The sequence below is a fragment of the Pantoea sp. S62 genome (assembly GCF_016658625.1).
Lineage (GTDB): Bacteria > Pseudomonadota > Gammaproteobacteria > Enterobacterales > Enterobacteriaceae > Pantoea > Pantoea vagans.
In genome coordinates this window covers 1-19,096 of record NZ_JACVVI010000009.1, presented here as the reverse complement: position 1 = coordinate 19,096, position 19,096 = coordinate 1, and the positions used below count along the sequence as shown (strand labels likewise).

Genomic DNA, 19,096 nt, shown 5'->3' with positions numbered 1-19,096 from the left:
AGGCAGTGATTTTACTAATGTGTTGGCGTCAGACTATCGGCTGTGCCGCAGGATGCTGCAACAGATGATCGGCAAGGGTGTAAGAAACATCGGAGAAGAGATGACTCTCCTGCGGTACGGCAGAAGCCGTGGAGGCGTGCGCCACGTGCGCGGTCTCCGCCTGCTGGGTCAGCGTGACGGTTTCCAGCAGGTTATCCACCGTCTGATCCGCCATCAGGCTGGCCGTTTCGGTATGCGATGCCACCTGCACCGTCTGGCTGGCCGTAGCCAGATTACCGGCGCTGTCTTTGCCGCTGACCGTCATCTGGTACTCACCATCATCCAGCGGTGCCAGCTGTCCGGCCAGAATGGTCAGCGCCCAGCCACCATCCGCTTTTACGCTGGCGCTGTAATGCTGATCGCCCAGCGTTAATTCTACCAGGCTGCCCGGTTGCAGATGGCTGGAGCTGCCCTGGATCAGATGCCAGCTGTTCACATCGGCGGCATCAATTTTGTTGTCATCAAAGGCGGCGTCCAGCGTCAGAGTTGGCCGCTGATGCACGGCCACGGTAAAGAGGGCGTCCCGGTTCTGAGTATCGCTATTGCCATACTCATCGTGGCGATAGAAGGTGGCAGCGACCGGGCCATCCGGCAGCGCCATCAGCTCGCCGGAGGTGAGCGTCACCATGCCCTGCGCATCGGGCTGGTAGGTTTTGCCGTTGATCTCCAGCGTGTTGCAGCCCTCAACGTAGAAGCTCAGATCGTGCTGCGCCTCCTGATAGTTAAGCGTCATGTCATCGCCCAGATCCATTTCGGTGTAAATCGGAATAAAGCCGGTGTGGATATTCAGCTCATGCGTGGCATCCGTGTAGTTATTGGCCCCGTCGATCGACCAGGCGCGGATCTCGCCAATATTAATAAAGTCGTGCACATCCGCCGCCGGGATCACCACCTGCCAGTGGCCATCCTCGCCTATTGTGGCAGCATAATCTTTCTGGTTGGCCCCGGTGATCACCAGCCGGTGACCCGGCATCACGCTAGAGAGCGTGCCGCTCAGCAGCAGATCCTGCTGGGTTTCCGCCAGATTAATCACGTCGTCCGACGTGACCTTATCAAAGGTAATTTTTGGCAGGCTGCTCAGGTGGGTAATCAGCGTCAGGTCGTGATAGTCGGTTACTGTTTTTCCATTCGGATCGGTCGCCGTCACTTTGAGGCTGTAGACGCCATCCTGCAGCGCCTGCATATCGCTTTCCTGGAAAGTGCCATACCACTTGCCGTCGCTTTCCATGTGGGCAGTGGTGGTCTGCGTGCCCAGGGTTAATTTCAGCAATGACCCCGCCGGCAGGTGTGTTGCGCTGCCGCTGATTTCAACGCCGTAAATGCTCTCAGCAATATTTACCGCGTTGTCGCCACTGACCGTGTCTACTGTCAGGGTCGGTTTGATGGTGCGATCAACATAGAGACCAAAATCGACGTCGGTCGTGGTGCTGTGGCCCGCTTTATCGGTAATGGTCAGCGCCAGGCTATGATTGCCATCCGGCACGCCTTTCAGGGCATCAGCCGGCATGGAGGCGTTCCAGTAGCCCCACTTGTTAACGGTGCTGTACCAGCTCTGGTCGTTAAACGTCAGCGTGACCGTTGAGCCCGCTTCGCCTTCAGCCCGGCCGCGCAGATGCACCGGCTTTTGCGCCTCCCAGGCGGCAATGACGCCATCTCTGGCAATCGGTTCATAGGGGCGCAGTGCAGCGGGTGGCGTACTCTCAACCGCGCTGACCGCCAGGGCACTGTAGTTGAGCGGACTGCTATGCGGAGACTCCGCAGAGAGAGGGGTGACGGGCATATTAAGACTCTGCGTTGCGACTGGCGCAATGGCGGGCAGCGCGCTGTCGGCGACGGCAAAGTCGCTCACCGCCGTCTGGAAAATGGATTCGAACCGGACGGAACGAAGCGTATCGCGTGTTGACATAGGTAACCTCAGTTCAGAACAGAAACGCAGACCAAAACGCCCGGATAAACCGGACGTTAAGACTGACGATGGGTAGTGGGCCAGCTGACGCTGCCCGTTTCCGCTGGTCGGAACTGATTACCCGCAGGTAACAGGGATGATGAAAGAAGACGCTGATAAAAGCGACAAATGGAGCCAGAATGCTGATTTACGGCGTCACGCCGTTTGCTGCGCTTACCCTAATCTTTCATTCTGCTAATGAATAGTGGCGATAATCTGGAAAGTGAAATTATTACGTGACTAAAACAAAAAAAGCGGGTGCTTCCGCACCCGCTTCTCATAACGACCTGACAGACGTTGCTGTGACTACGCCACGTGGACCTGCAGGTTCTGCTGCACCAGCACATCACCCAGGGTGTTCTCACTGCTCAGCGCCGAGTTGTGGTAGATCTCAAAGACTCTGCCTTCCACCGTGCGCTCGCCGGTCACTTCCCAGATACCGCCGTTGCTGTTCGCCAGTGTGACCTGACTGCCATCTGCGCCTTTGATCAGCAAATCATCACTCTGTTTGTCCGTAATATTAAGTGCCTCATTGAGATCGAGTTTCACAGAGTTGGTGCCGGTTTTACCCAAATCGAGCACTTCAATGTGTTCAACTTTCAGGCCCAGCGCGGTGAGATCCAGATTGAGATATTCACCATTCAGCACCAGTGTATCGGTGCCTGCGCCGCCATCAATATGGGTAAAGTTAAGGTCGCTGACCGTCACGGTATCCGCCCCGCTGCTGCCGGTCACCGAAGCGCCCTCTGCCGTACTGCCATCGGCCAGCGTAATCACGACGCCGCCAATGGTGTAACCCACCTCCTCTGCCGGTGCCGCCGCCACAGCGGTGTCACTGGCCACCACGGTTTCACTGCTGCTGACCGGCGTCACCGTATCCGCATCGGTAATCAGCGTCGAGGCCACGGCTACATGGGCGCTGTTATCGTCGCTGCTGGTGCTGCTGTTATGCTGCGTTTCCACGCTGGCACTGGCGACGGTGGCGCTGTCATCCGCCACCGAGAAAAGTGCCACCGACTCGGTGGCCGCCAGCGTTACCGGCAGCACCGAACCCAGCAACAGGGTATTGGTAGTGGTATAGCTGTTACCGGCCACGTCAGTGATGGAGACTTTTGCCAGCGTGTTCAGCGACAGTAGCAGGCCACCCACCGACAGCAGTGACGGTGAGAAGTTAACCGCGTAACGCCCCAGGGCATCGGTGGTGGTATTCAGCGTCGGTCCGTTGCTGCCGTTGGAGAGCAGCAGCGTCACGCTGACTTTCGATCCCTGAGATGCATTCAGCGATCCCCCCTGCACGACCAGGCCGGTAAGCAGAGAACCAACGATGCTGAGCACCGGATCAACCCCGACCAGCGGCTGATTATGGGACAGCGCAGTAAAGCTGCTGGTGCTGGTCGCGGTATTACCTCCAATATCCGTCACCGTGACGGTCAGCGGATGGCTGCCATCTGCGATCCCTTTCAGCGTCGCTGACGGCACGCTGATGCTCCATGCCCCATTCGCGCCAATGGGCGTGGTAAGGACATTACCTGCCACGTTAACCGTTACGGTGCCGCCCGCCGCGTTGGTGCTGGTTCCTCTGATGGTTTCAGCCGTATTGGCTTCCGCAATATTGAGATAACCATCGCCACCAAAGAAACTGTTCACAGTGACGGTCGGCGTAGTGTGACTCACCACACCCAGCGACGCCGAGGTGGCGCCGTTGGTGCCTGCGCCGTTGATGACGCTGGCCGTCACGGTCTGCAGACCATCCGCAATCGCAGCGAAGTTAGCCGCTGGCACAGAGAGACTCCAGTTGCCGTTGCTGCTCACCGTGGTGCTGTAAGTCTGGCCACCCAGCGTAACGCGTACCACCGATCCTTCGGCGTTACTGGCGGTGCCTGAAATAGTCTGCGCGGTTTTGACATCGGCTGCACTGAGGGCATTGTCACCAAACAGTGAGGTAATGGCGACCACAGGCGTCGACTGACTGATAACGCTCAGTGTTCCACTGCTGTTCGCCACGTTTCCGTAGGCATCGGTGCCGGTCACCGTCACGGTTTTACTGCCGTCAGTGATTGCGGCAAGATCCGCTTTCGGAACGCTGATGCTCCAGTTACCGCCACTTACCACTTTGGTGGTGTAGGTCAGGCCGTTCAGCGTGGCGCTGACAGTAGAGCCGGCTGACAGGCTGGAGGTCCCGCTCAGGGTCTGGTTCGAGGCCAGATCGGCTGCGCTCAGCACCCCGTCGCCGAATACCGTATTCACCGTCAGGGTTGGCTGCACCAGTCCCAGTGACACGCCTGCGCTGGTGCTGCTGACGTTGCCGACCAGGTCAGTGACCGCCGCGCTGACAGTAAAGTTACCGTTCAGCAGCGTCGAGAGCACGGCTGGCGAAACGGTGGTGGAGAACGTGCCATCGGCGTTGACCAGCGCAGTGGCCGTTGTGTTGCCAATGGCCAGCCTGACGCTGCTGCCCGCTGCCACGCCGGAGACCGTGCCGCTGATAGTCTGGCTCACCAGCGATTCCGCCAGGTTCAGCACGCCGTCACCAAACAACGGATTGAGCGTAACCTTCGGCAGATTGTGAATACCCACCAGCGCGCCGGCGGTGGTGCTGCTGGTGTTACCGGCGCTGTCAGTGACGCTGACGCCGACGGTGAGATTGCCATCCGCAATGCCCTGCAGCAGCGCAGGCGTCAGCGAGACGTTAAAGTTGCCGCTGGCATCAGTTGCCGTTACAAACTGCTGAGAACCCACCGATACGACGACACGCGATCCCGCTTCTGCACCGCCGACGACGCCGCCAATCACCTGTGTAACCAGCGCATCTGCCACGTTCAGCAGACCGTCACCGAAAAGCGGATTTACCGTGATGGTTGGCAGCAGCGTATCGACACGGATACCGGCGCTGGTGCTGGCGGTGTTGCCCGCTGCATCCGTTACCGACGCCCCCACCGTCAGGTTGCCCTGCGCCAGGGTGCCCAGAATATCCGGCGTCACCGTAGCGCTGAAGGCACCGCCCGCACCCACGGTCGCGGTCAGCTGGCTGTTGCCCACCGAAAGCGTCACCACACTGCCCTGCGCAACGTTGTTCACCACCCCGCTGATCACCTGGCCGGTGGCGATATCAGCCAGATTCAGCACGCCATCGCCAAACAGAGAGGTCAGGGAAATGGATGGTGTCTGGGTAAAGATGCCGATCGTCGCGCTATTCGAGGCGACGTTACCCGCCGCATCCCGGACGCTGACGCCCAGCGTCAGATTGCCATCCAGCAGTGAGGTGAGATCGCTGCCCGGCAGGCTAACGCTCCATGCTCCGCCCGCCTGTACGGTGGTGTTGTAAGTTTTACTGCCGAAGGTCACCGTCACCTGGGAACCTGCCGCCGCGTTACTGATTACGCCACCCACCAGCTGTCCGGCTGCCGCTTCCGCAATGTTCAGCAGGTTATCGCCGCCAAACAGTCCGGTGAGGGCGCCCACCACCGGCACCGCATCGACAATCGCCGTCACGGTTTCACCCACGGTGCGGGTGTTGCCCGCCGCATCGGTCAGGGTAACGTTAACCGCAAGATTGCCGTCGGTGACCAGATCCAGCACCGCAGGTGGCACCACGATGGCCCATTTGCCATCCTGACCCACAGAAGCAGAGAGCGTGGCGCCGCCCAGCACCACCGATACCGTGGCCCCGACACCAGCCGACGTCGCAGTTCCGGAGATGGTCTGCGCCACCGTGGTATCCAGCGCACTGAGCGTGCCGTCGCCGAATACCGAATCAACCACCAGCGTCAGCGCACTGTTAACCACTTTGTTGACCGTCAGCGTCGCGTCGGTCTGATTTCCTGCACTGTCATTGACCCGCACGCCAAACACCAGCGCGCCGTCAGTGAGACCCGACAGGACATTCGGTGCAAGATCAATGCTCCAGCGACCATCTGCACCCACCGTTGCGGTAGCGATCGGCGCGGCATCGCCCAGGTAGAGGCCGATGGTCTGGCCTTCTGCGCCCTGCGCGCTGCCGGTCAGTACCTGACTGACGGCCAGATCAGCGGCGTTAAGCACGTTATCGCCCGCCAGCGCGTCAACCTGGACCAGCGGCGCGGCGGTATCCACCGTCACCTGCTGTGTCGCAGTTGTCACGTTACCGGCGACATCTGACAACTGCGCGGTGATCACCGGCGTACTGCCATCGGTCAGGGCCTGCATCGCGCTGGCAGGAACGGTGGTGGACCAGCTGCCGTTACTCTGCACTACTGCGCTGTACGTCTGGTTATTGAAGGTCACAACCACCGTACGGCCTGCTTCACCGACATCGGCGGTGCCGCTGATGGTCTGGCTGGTAGCGCTTTCATTACCATTGACCTGGTTGTCACCCGCAAAGGCATTGATCGTCAGGGCCGGTGGCGTCAGATCAATCAGCACGTTACCGCTGACGGTGACAGGAGTCGTGCCGTCGGTGGCATTCACCGTGATGGCGACGCTGCCGTCCGCATTGCCAAAGGCGCTGACCGGCAACGCAGCCGTTGACCAGTTGCCTGACCCATCCAGCGTGGTGGCGTAGGTCTGACCGTTGATCAACACCGTCACCACCCCGCCTGCACCAAGGTTAGCCGAGGTGCCGCTCAGGACGACGCCACCCGCGACATCCTGGGTGCTGATGATGTTGTCGCCCGAAACCGTGCCCAGCGTCACCAGCGGGCCTGGCGGTGGCGTCAGGTTAACCGCAAGCACAACCTCATCATTGGCTGTGTTACCTGCCAGGTCAGTCACTGCCAGCGCCAGGGTTGTGGATGCGCCAAAGGTGGCCATCTGCTCTGGCGTCAGCGTCACGCTCCAGTTGCCGTTACCGTCAACCACGGCGGTGCCGAGGGTCGTGGCATTCAGCGAGACCGTGACCACGGCACCCGTCTCTGCGCCCGTTGCCGTGCCGCTAAGGATCTGCGGCTGAATGCTCTCGGCGTAGTTCAGTGCATTGTCGCCGGCAAAGGCGTTAGTGGTCAGTACCGGTGGCGTGGTGTCGAGTACCAGTGAGCTGTTAATCGTCGTGCTGTTGCCTGCCGCATCGGTGGCCGTCACGGTGACCGGATAGGTAGCATCCGGCAGCGCTGAAAGCTGCGCCTGGGTCAGCGGCACCGTCCAGTTACCATTCGCATCCACTGTGGCGCTGTAAGTGTTGCCGCCCAGTGTCAGCTGCACCGCCTGATTTGCGCCCGCCTCACCGGTGGTACCGCTCAGCGTAATCCCTGCGGCAACATCGCTGCTATTCACATAATCACCGAGGAATTGCGGATTGACCCCAGGCTGCGGCGCGCTGAGATCGGTGGTGAACGGCAGCTGCGCCGATGCGCTGTTACCCGCCGCATCCACGACGTTAACCGTCAGGATTTGCGTCCCGTTACCCAGAGAACTCAGCGCGTTACCAGGAAGGTCAACGGTCCAGTTACCGTTGCCATCCACCGTGCCGGAATAGAGGCTGCCATTGAGATCAACAGTAATGCTGACCGCCTGATTATCCCCCACGCTGCCGGTGGTGCCGGTCAGGGTGACCCCTGCCGCGGCTTCACTGATGTTCAGGACGTTATCGCCGCCAAACGCGCCAGGCGTGAAGGCCGGCACCGGCACAGCCACTTCGGTTACCACACTCAGGGCCGTCACGTCACTGTTACCCGCAATGTCGGTAGCGGTCACGGTAATGGTATGCGTACCGCTGGTGAAGGTGGCTAACTGCGCTGGCGACAGGGCCAGCGACCAGCTGCCATCGTTCTGCACCGTGGCGGCCAGCGGCTGGTCGCCGTTAAAGCCGGCGATCAGCACCGATACCGTCTGTCCTGCACCGGTAATGCCGGTGGTGCCACTGAGGATTTGCTCTGTTCCCGCTTCGGTGGCGTTCAGCGCACCGTCACCAAACGGCAGGATCAGCGTGACATCCGGCAGCGTATTGACAGCGACCAGCAGCGAACCACTGGTGGTGCCGATGTTGCCGTTCACGTCGGTGACGGTCACGCTGACCGGCAGGTTGCCATCCGGCAGTGACTGCAATACGGCAGGCGGCAGAGTCAGTGACCAGCCTGCACCGCCAGCAGTGAGCGTCGCGGCATAGACGGTGCCATTGATAGTCACCGCCACCGAGGCCGGATCAGCACTGTTGACCGTACCGGTCAGGATACCGTCCGTTGCCGCTTCCGCCGCGTTAAGACGGCCATCCGTAAATGGCGTATCCAGCGTTGGCGCAGCAATCGGGGTAATCGCTGAGACAAAGGTCTGCGTCTCTGTGATGCTGTTACCGGCCCGATCCGTGGTGGTGAGGGTCAGCGTGTGTTCACCGGCACCCAGGCTGGCGATCACCTCCGGCGTCAGGCTGGCTGTCCAGTTGCCACTGGCATCGACCGTCACCGACAGCGGGATGTTGTCATCGCCGACTGTGACGCTGAGGGTCTGGCCCGCAACAGGATTAGACGTGCCTGTGACCAGCTGAACGGAACCCGCTTCACTGATGTTAATCACGTTATCGCCGAACTGTGTTGCAGCAAAGTTGGCGGAAACCGGCGGGGCCTGCAGGATTTCAACGCCTGCGGTAACCTGCGCCGGATTTCCTGCCGCATCCGTGGCGGTGACCACCACCAGTGTCAGTCCATCGTCCAGGCCCGTCAGTGCGCCCGCTGCCAGGTTCAGCGTCCAGTTGCCGCTGGCATCGGTCGTGGTGCTGAAAGTCTGTGTGCCGACGGTAATATTCACTACGCTGCCTTCCGGCAGATTAGTGCTGTCACCACTCAGCGTTAATGGCGCGGCGGCATCTGCTGCACTGACCAGCGCGTCGCCAAACGGCGTGTTCAGAGTCAGCGCTGGCAGGGTATTAAACGCCACATCCAGTATGGTGGTGGTGTCGGTAGTGACATTGCCCGCCGCGTCAGTGACCGACACGGTGATGGCGTTAGGGCCATCTGCCAGCTGCTGCACATCGGCTGTGGGAATGGTGAGGGTCCAGTTCCCGTCCGCATCCGCCGTGGTGGTATAGCTGACGTTATTCAGCGTCACCGTCACCGGCAGTGCGCCCGTGGTGGTGCCGTTGATAGTGAGATCCTGCAGCGACTCCGCCAGGTTTAGCGTGTCACCCGCATTGACCGTAATATCCGTCAGCACAGGCGGTGTGGTACTGAAGCTTACCTCCTGCGTGGCGACCGCCGGGTTACCGGCGACATCACTGGCGGTGACGGTAAAGGTCTGCGTGCTGCCCGGCGCAACGTTGATGAAGGCTGCAGACGGTACCGTCACCGTCCAGTTGCCGTCAGCATCAATCGTGGTGCTGTAATCAGTACCGTTAAACGACACGGTTACCGGCGTTCCTGCCGCCAGCAGGGTGCTGCCACCGCTGACCGCGACATCCGCAGCGGCCTCAGTAGCATTGATCACATCATCGCCTGCCACCACGTTCAGGGTCAGCGTTGGCTGAACCAGCGCGCTGGCCAGCACGACCAGACTGGCGCTGGCACTGGCCGGGTTGCCAGAGGTATCCGCTGAGACGACGACCAGCAGCTGATCGCCATCCGGCAGATTGCCCAGATCGGCGGCCGGCACGGTCACGGTCCAACTGCCATCTGCGGCCACCGTGCCGCTGTACTGAATGGCGTTCAGCGTTACCGTTACCAGCTGGCCTTCCACCAGATTGGTGCTGGTGCCTCCGATGCTCAGATCCTGCAGCGACTCTGCCTGGTTAAGGAAGTTATCATCACTGATTGTCCCAATGGCCAGGGTCGGCAGATTCAGGCTGTCCGCATCACGCGTCAGCGTCTGGGTCGCCGTGGTCAGGTTACCCGCCGCATCTCTGATCGTCACATCGACCGGATAGCTGCCATCCGCCAGCCCCTGCACGACAGCGGCAGGCAGGGTCACCTGCCACGTGCCATCAGAGAGTACCCGGGTGGTGTAATCGGTATTCTGGAAACTGACCGTGACCGTTTGTCCGGCATCCGCAACTGAGGCTGTTCCGCTGATAGCAACCGCCTGTAATACCTCTACAGAATTGATAACGTTGTCGCCGCTGATGGGGTTGATATTCAACGCAGGCGGGGTGAGATCGACCGTGACGGCGCTGGTCAGCGAACCGCTGTTACCGGCGGCATCACTGGCATTGACCACCAGGGTCGTCACGCCCTCAGCCAGTGCCTGCACCTGTGCTGGCGTTAAGGTCAGCGTCCAGTTGCCCTGCGCATCGACTGCGGCAGTGTAGTCATTATCGCCCAGCGTCACGCTGACGGTCTGGCCCTCGCCCGCGACGCCGGTGCTGCCGCTCAGCGTCTGACTGACCGCCGTTTCAGCCTGGCTAAGGTAGCCATCGCCAAACGGCGTATTAATGCTGACCGACAGGGCACCGGTTGCAACGGTGATTTCACGCGTTTCAGTAACCGGATTGCCCGCCGCATCACTGACCGTCACGGTCAGGGTATATGCACCGGCCGGAATCCCTGCCAGGGCACCCGCAGGCAGCGTCAGGCTCCAGTCGCCATCCTGGGTCACGGTGGTGGTCCAGATCTGGTTGTTAAGGGTAAGGGTGACCTGCTGACCGGCTTCGGCATTACTGCTGCCGCTGAGCACAATCGGCGCGGTGCTTTCGGCGATATTGACGCTGTTATCGCCCGCAACCGGATCAAGCGACAGGGTTGGTGGCGTCAGATCGACCGTGACGCTGCCCTGGCTGCTGCCGGTGTTACCCGCTGCATCCTGCACGTTAACGGTGTAGTTAAGCGTCTCCTCCGGCAGATCGGCCAGCGCAGAGGCAGGCACGCTGACCTGCCAGTTGCCATTGCTGTCGACCGTGCCGTTGTAGGTCACGCCGTTGAGAACCACGCTCACCGTCTGGCCGTCACCTGTCACACCTGTGGTGCCGCTCAGGGTTTGTGGCGTGGTGATTTCGCTGCTGTTAAGCAGACCATCGCCAAAAGCAGAGACGATCTGCGGTGCTGGCAGCGTCGCCAGCACGCTGAGCGCGGCTTCGCTGCTGAGGGTCGCCCCGCCGCTGTCCGTCGCGGTGACCGTGACGGTGTAAGGCCCGTCGGCGAGTGCCGTCAGTGACTCAGCCGGAACGATCACGCTCCAGCGACCACTGGCCGAGACCTGCGCGGTGTAGCTGATGTTGTTAAACAGCAGCGTGACCAGACTGCCTTCAGGCACATTCGCTGAGGTGCCGGTAACAATCAGCGGCTGACCCAGTTCCTGCGCATTCAGGTAGTTGTCCTGACTGATGGCATCCATCGCCAGGCCAGACGCGTTGCTATTAACGTCAAAGGTGAGATTAGTGGTGGTGGTGTTGCCCGCCACGTCGCTGACCGCCACGGTGAAACTGGCGCTGCCATCCGCAATTGCCGCCAGCGCACCGGCTGGCACGATCAGGCTCCATGCTCCGCTCGCCTGCACGGCGGCGCTGTAGACCGTGCCATCAAGGGTGACGGTGACCAGCTGGCCCGCTTCGACGTTGGTGGTGGTGCCGGTCAGACGTTGATCGGTGAGGCGTTCCGCACCATCGACCACATTGTTACCGGCAAAGGCATCCAGCGTCAGGGTCGGCAGCGTGCCCGCCTCCACTTTCAGCGCCAGATCGCGGCTGGTGGTGGTGGCATTGCCTGCTGCGTCGCTGGCGGTCACGGTCAGAGGATAGGTGCCGTTGCCCAGCCCGGTATAAACCGTGGCGGGCAGATCCAGCGACCAGTTACCGTTGACGTCTGCGGTGGTGCTCAGGCTGATGCCGTTGAAGCTGGCCACAATCAGCGCATTGGCTTCACTGCTGCCGGTCAGCGTCAGCGGCTGCTGACTCTCAGCGGCATTGATAATGCCATCGGAGGGGGTGATGAAGTTCAGCACCGGTGGCAGGGTATCCACCACCAGGCTGCCGTCAGCCTGGCTGCTGTTGCCTGCCACATCACTGACCACCACGGTGTAAGGCGTGGTGCCCTGTGGCAGCGCAGAGAGCGCCGCTGGCGGAACCGCGACCTGCCAGTTACCCGCTGCGTCGACCGTGCCGCTGTAGTTAGTGCCGCCCAGCGTGACGATAACCGTCTGGCCGTCGCCAGGTACGCCGGTGTTACCGGTGATCACGCCGCCGCTGACGGCTTCGTCGCCGTTGAGAATACCGTCATCAAAGGCCACGCCAGGGGTGGCCACCGGCAGTGCACTGGCCACCACCGTCAGGGTAGCGTCGCTGGTGGCAAGCTGTTGTCCGCTGCCGTCGGTGGCCGTAGCGGTAATCGTCTGCGGGCCATCGGCTGCGCCGTTAAAGGTGCCAGCCGGTAAGGTCAGGCTCCAGCTTCCATCGGCCGCCACGCTGGTGCTGGCTGTGGTGCCGTTGGCAAGCACGGTAATAATGCTGCCCTCAGGCAGGCCGCTGGTGCTGCCGCTGACCACGACGGCACCGCCCAGCTCCTGGGCATTGAGGTAGTTGTCGTCGCCGATCGGTGCCAGCGCGATCGATGGCAGCGTGTTGTCCACAGTGAAGTTAAGCGGGCTGGTGGCGGTATTGCCAACGGCGTTGATCACGCTGACGTTCAGCGTCTGGCTGCCCTCGCCCAGTTCCGCCAGTGCGCCCGCAGGCAGCGTAATGCTCCAGTTGCCGCTGGCCCCGACCACACCGCTGTAGTCCGTGCCGTTCAGGGTGATGACGACCTGCTGGCCCGCCTCGACGTTACTGCTGCTGCCGCGCACCGTAACCGGCTGTAACTGTTCGGCGGCCATGACGATACCGTCACCGGCAAAGGTGCTGCTATCGACGGTCAGCACAGGCTGCACGTCCGGCGAGGTTGCCACATTCAGATCAACCACCTGGCTGCTCTGGTTGCCGTTAGCATTGATTTCGGTAACTGTCAGCGGATTCGTGCCCGGAGGCAGCGCCGCCAGATCATTAGCATCGATTTGCAGCGTCCACTGCCCATTCACGCCGACGGTGGTGCTATAGAGTTGGTCATTGAGCTGGACCGTGACAATGTCGCCGTTCTGACCGCTGCCGCTGACGACCAGCGGCTCCGCCAGTTCAGCGGTGTTCAGCGCGTTGTCCCCGCTGACCGGCGCAACCACCAGCGGAGGCGGCGTGGTGGCAACCGTCAGCGCACTGTTCTGGCTGCTGCTGTTGCCAGCCGCGTCGGTGACGGTGACCACCACCGGATAGCTGGTGCCGTTGGTCAGACCGGCAAGCGCAGCAGGCGGTACGGCCAGCCCCCAGTTTCCGTCCGCATCAACCGTGCCGGTGTAGGTGACGCCATTCAGCGTCACGCTGACGCGGTCACCTTCACTGCCTGCGCCGCTGAAGCTGAAACCAGCAGCCTGCTCCGCAATGTTCAGCACGCCATCGCCAGCGGGCGCATTAATGCTGAAGTCGGGTGCGGTGGTATCCACGGTGACCGGCAATGGCGTGGTGGCAACGTTGCCACTGACGCTGGTAACGCTCACGTTGAGATCGTAACGGCCATCAGTCAGCTGTTGCAGATCGGCAGCGGGTACGGTGGCGGTCCAGCTACCATTCGCGGCGACCGTGGCGCTGTAGGTCTCACCATTCAGCACAAGGCTGACGCTGCTGCCCGGGGCGACGGTGCCGCTGACGGTCAGATCGCTGGCTGTTTCAGCCGCATTGATAATGCCATCGGTGGCAATCGGATTAACGGTCAGCGCCGGTACCCCGGTATCCACCGTCAGCGGTTCACTGATGCTGGTGCTGTTACCCGCGACATCGCTCACCGTCACGGTAACGGGATTGCTGCCCTGCGCCAGGGCCTGTAGCGCATCTGGCGGCAGCGTGACGCTCCAGTCACCATTTGCCGCTACCGTTGCCGGATAGCTGATGCCCCCCAGGGTCACGCTGACGGCCTGGCCTGGCTGGACGGAGCCGGTCAGCGTCTGCGCTGTGCTTGCTTCCTCAGTGTTGAGAATGCCGTCAGTGAAAGGCGTGTTGATTTGGGGTTCTGCCAGCGGCGTCGTTGCCACCAGCAGCGTCTGGCTGGTCTGTACATCCCCTGAGGTGACGGTAACGGTGGTGTTACCCTGCGCCAGGTTCGCCAGGTCGGCGGCTGGCACGGTCAGAGTCCAGCTACCGTTTTCATCGGTTGTAGTGCTGTAAAGGGTGCCGCCGGGCACCAGCGTCACGCTGATCGGGCTGTTCGCTGGCAGGTTTGCGGAACCGCCGCTGAGGATCAGATCGCTCTGCGCATCCAGCACGTTGAGTGCGTTGTCGTCACTGATCGGGGCAATCGACAGCGACGGTACGTTGGTCGTGATCACGGTGAACTGCCCCTGGGCAGGCAGCGCCGGATTTCCGGCCACGTCGGTAATCGCCACGGTAAAGGTTTTCTCGCCCGCGGCACCCAGCGATCCGGCGGGCAGGGTCACACTCCAGCTTCCGTTCGCCTGCACTACGCCGTCGTAAGACTGACCGTTAATGGTCAGTAATACCGGCTGGCCTGCCGGTACGCCGGTGACGTTACCGGTGACCAGAATGTCAGTGAGCTGTTCCGCACTGTCGACCAGATTATCGCCGGTCACAGGATCAATGGTCAGCGCCGGTGACGTTGCCGCCAGCACCGTGACACTGGAGGCGACGGTCGTGCTGTTGCCGTAAGCATCGCTGATTACTACGTCAACCGGGTAGAGTGCATCGCCCAACTGACTGATGATGGCGGCGGGCACCGTCACGCTCCATGTGCCATTGGTGTCAACCGTGGCGGAGTAGGTTTCGCCATTGAAACTCACTGCCACCGTGTCGCCCTGCGTCCCCCCGCGCCCGTCGATGGTGAGATCCTGCGTGTGTTCAGCGATGTTGATATAACCATCACTGCCCGGCGTCGAGACTTCCAGCAGTGGCGACGTGGTCGCGAAAATCAGTGAACTGCTGGCTGGAGTGGTATTTCCATCCGCGTCCGTCGCGACGACAGATACCAGCTGAGTACCGTTGGGCACACCCGCCAGGTCAGCAGCCGGAACGGTTACACTCCAGTTGCCACCCTGTACCACTACAGCGCTGTAGGTCAGGTTATTGAGCGTGACACGAATGATGTCACCTTCGTCGCCGGTTCCGCTGACAATCAGCGGCTGCTGCGCGTCGCTGATGTTGATTACGCCGTCAGCGTCCAGAGGGTTCAGAGTCAGAGCAGGCGCTTCGGTAGCAACCCGCAGATTGGTATCCTGCGTGCTGCTGTTACCGGCCTGATCGGTCACGGTCACGGTGACCGGATAAGTCTGGTTGCTCAGCGTGGCAAGATCGGCAATCGGAACTGATGCACTCCAGTTACCGTTTTCGTCCACGATAGCAGCGTAAGTTTTACCGTTTAACCCGACCGCTACACTGTCGCCCGCGGTGCCGGTTCCGCTGATCACCAGCGGCTCCGTGAGCTCATTGCTGGTCAGAACGCCATCCCCGCCCGGTGCGGTGACGGTGGCAACCGGCGGCTGCGTGCTGACGGCCAGCGTCTGCGACTGGGTCGCGATGTTACCGCTGGCGTCGGTCAGGGTAACCACCAGCGTATAGCTGCTGCCATCTGACAGCGCCTGCAGCGCCGCTGGCGGCAGATCCACCGTCCAGTTGCCCTGCCCATCCACGGTTGCGCTGTAAACGACGTTGTTCAGCGAGACCGTTACCAGCTCGCCCGGCAGCGCACCTGAACCGCTTACCGGCACGCCTGCTGCCACTTCCGCGCTGTTAAGAATGCCATCGCCACCTGCGACTTCCGCCACAATCAGGTTCGGTGGCAGCGTGTCGACGCTGAAGTTAAGCGTCTCGTCCACGCGGTTGCCCGCCTCATCAATCGCGGTAATGGTCAGGCCGTTAGCGCCCTGCGGCAGTAAGGCGAGATCGGCGGCAGGCAGCGTCAGGTTCCAGCTGCCGTCGTCATTGACCGTGGTGCTGTAAGTTTTGCCGTTGAGTTGTACTTCGACCAACTGGCCCGCCACCGCTTTACCGGTGCTGCCACCGATGAGCAGATCGCTGCCCGTTTCTGTCTGATTAAGAATGCCATCGGTAAGCGCGCTCTCATCCAGCGTGATCTGTGGCAGCGTGGTGGTGACCACATTCAGCTGAGCGGAGTCGGTCAGCAGCGCACCACTGGCGTCAGTTGCGGTAACCGAGATCAGTTTCACGCCGTCGGTGATGCCACTGAGATCGCCAGCCGGAACGGTGACGCTCCAGAAGCCGTTGCTGCCCACCACCGCACTGTAATTGTTGCCGTTGAAGTTAAGCTGCACCGCCTGGCCCGGATTGACGCCCACCGCCGAGCCGCCGATGATCAGATCGCTGTTCAGCTCCTGCAGGTTAAGGAAACCATCAACGCTGACAGGCTCACTGATCGTGATCACACCCGGTTCACCGGCTGCCGGCGCGACGTTGATGTCACGGCTGTCGGTGGCTAAGGCACCGGCTACCGACGTGACGCTGACCGTGATGGCCGTGGTGCCTGCCGCCAGGGCACTGAGCGCCGCAGATGGGATCTGCGTGCTCCAGCTGCCGTCCGGGTTGACCAGCGCACTGTAATTCTGACCGCCCAGGGTAATGGTGACCGTCTGACCCGCCTCCACATTGCTGGTGCTGCCGGACAGCGTCTGATCGACGGCCTTCTCGCTATTATCCACCAGATCATCACCGGCAAACAGGGCGATCGTGACTGTCGGCGTGCCCGGCTCCGCAGGCGCTTCCACCGCGATCACCCGATCTTCACTTACCGTTCCCCCCGCCTGACTGGTGACCGTGGCCGCGATAGTGGCACTGCCCGCCGCCAGTGCCGCCAGCGCGCTGGCAGGGACGCTCAGGCTCCAGCTGCCATCCACACCAACCGTAGCGCTGTAGGTCTGATCACCCAGCGTGACCGTGACAATCTGGCCCGCCTCAACGTTGGTGGTGGTACCGCTCAATAGCTGGTCGCTGGTTTTCTCGTCGTTACTCAGGACGTCATCACCCGCGAACTGATTGATTGTGATCACCGGCTGGCCCGGCTCGGTAACCAGAGGTTCTACCGTAATCGCCAGCGTATCGCTGACGGGCGTGCCAGCCGCATTGCTGACCGTCACGACCAGCGAGGCAGCGCCCGAAGCCAGAGCAAGGAGATCGTTGGCCGGAATCGCGATATTCCAGCTGCCATCGGCGCCGACCGTGCCGCTGTAGTTCTGGCCGCCCAGCGTCACCGTGACAATCTGTCCGGCTTCGACATTGGTGGTGCTGCCCGAGACCGCCTGAGCGTCCAGCTTCTCATCGTTGCTCAGGACGTTATCGCCAGCAAAGGCATTGATGGTTAATGTCGGGGTGCCTGGCGCGGTGCCTGATGACTCTACGAGGAAGTCGCGGGTTTCGCTGACTGGCGTGCCGAGCGAATCGTTAACGGTGGCGTTCAGGGTCGCACTTCCGGCGGTCAGCGCGGCCAGCGAGCTGGCCGGAATCGTGACGCTCCAGCTGCCATCTGCGCCGACCGTGGCGGTGAAGGTCTCTCCGTTCAGCGTAACAGTAACCTGCTGCCCTTCGGGGATATTGGTGGTGGTACCGCTCAGCAACTGGTCGCTGGCTTTCTCGCTGTTGCTGAGGATGTCATCTCCGGCAAAGGCGTCGATGGTCACGGTGGCCTGACCCGGCTGCGTTGCAGGGGCTTCGACGGTGATTGGCTGCGCGGCAGTTGCGACATCGCCCGCCGCATTACTGACCGAAACGGTGAGTGTGGTCGTGCCGGCGGCCAGCGCGTTGAGCGCAGCTGACGGAACGGTGACGCTCCAGCTGCCATCAGCCTGCACGCTGGCGCTGTAGGTCTGGCCGCCCAGGGTAACCGTCACCAGCTGTCCGGCTTCAACATTACTGGTGGTGCCGCTGACGAGCTGATCAACCGCCTTTTCATCGTTGCTCAGATCGTTATCACCGGCGAAATCATTCAGGGTCAGGGCCGGTACGCCTGGCTCTGTTGTCGGCGCATCCACCGAAATATCGCGGGTTTCGCTGGTGGTTAGGCCCACGGCGTTACTGACGGTGACGCCAATGGCATTCGAGCCCGCAGGCAGATTGCCCAGCGCGGCTGCCGGAATAATCACACTCCAGTTTCCACTGCCATCGACGGTGCCCAGATAAGTCTGCCCCCCCAGGGTGACGGTTACCGTCTGGCCCGCTTCGATATTGGTGGTCGTGCCGGAGAGTGTCTGGGCCGTCCCTTTTTCATCGTTGCTGAGAATGTCATCCCCGGCAAACTGACCGATGGTCACAGTCGGTTCGCCCGGCTGCGTCACTGGGGCTTCCACGCTGATCGGCAGGCTGCCGGTCACGGTGTTACCGGCAGCATTGCTGACCGAAACCGTCAGGGTGGTTTCACCTGCCGCCAGTGCGCTCAGGGCTGCTGATGGCAATGTGACGCTCCAGTTGCCCTGCGCGTCCACGCTGCCGCTGTAAGTCTGACCGCCCAGCGTCACCGTCACCGGCTGCCCGGGTTCGATGTTACTGGTGCTGCCGGTCACCGTCTGGTCGGTGGCTTTCTCCGTGTTACTCAGCTGATTGTCACCGGTAAAGTCATCCACGGTGACCGCTGGCGGGCCCGTAACCACCGGCGTATCGACGCTGATGGCGCGGTTTTCGCTGGCCTCAATGCCAGCCTGACTGGTGACGACCGCCGAAATGGCAACCGTCCCGGCGGCCAGCGCATTCAGCTGTGCAGGCGACAGCGTGATGCTCCAGTTGCCCTGTGCATCCACCAGCGCGCTATAGGTCTGGTCGCCCAGCGTGATGGTGACAATCTGCCCGGCTTCAACGTTGGTGGTGGAGCCGCTCAGCAGCTGGTCACTGCTTTTCTCAGCATTGCTGAGGATATCATCCCCGGCAAACTGGTCGATGGTGATGACCGGCGTCCCCGGCTGGGTCAGCGGTGCCTCTACGGTAAGAGTCAGACTGCCGCTGGCAGCGGTTCCCGCCTGGTTAGTGACCGTTGCCGTGACGGTGGTGGTGCCGGAGGCCAGCGCGCTCAGCGCATCGGCAGGCACGGTGATGTTCCAGCTGCCGTCGCCCGCTACGCTGCCGCTGTAGCTCTGGCCGCCCAGGGTCACGGTAACGATCTGCCCTGCTTCGACATTGCCGGTGGAGCCGGACAGCGTTTGTGGCGTGGTTTTTTCGCTGTTATCCAGCAGGTTATCGCCCGCAAACGG

The 19,096-nt window shown here is 61.6% G+C and carries 2 protein-coding genes; both read right to left on the bottom strand.

Annotated elements, in window-relative coordinates:
• Positions 1-28 precede the first annotated feature (28 nt).
• The gene (locus IBT54_RS14000) at positions 29-1,945 is read right to left on the bottom strand and encodes an Ig-like domain-containing protein (RefSeq protein WP_095706862.1); all 1,917 of its coding nucleotides are present in this window, start codon (positions 1,943-1,945) and stop codon (positions 29-31) included.
• Between the two features lie 345 nt (positions 1,946-2,290).
• The coding region (locus tag IBT54_RS13995) for an Ig-like domain-containing protein (RefSeq protein WP_201252317.1) at positions 2,291-19,096 on the bottom strand (16,806 nt) is incomplete at its 5' end.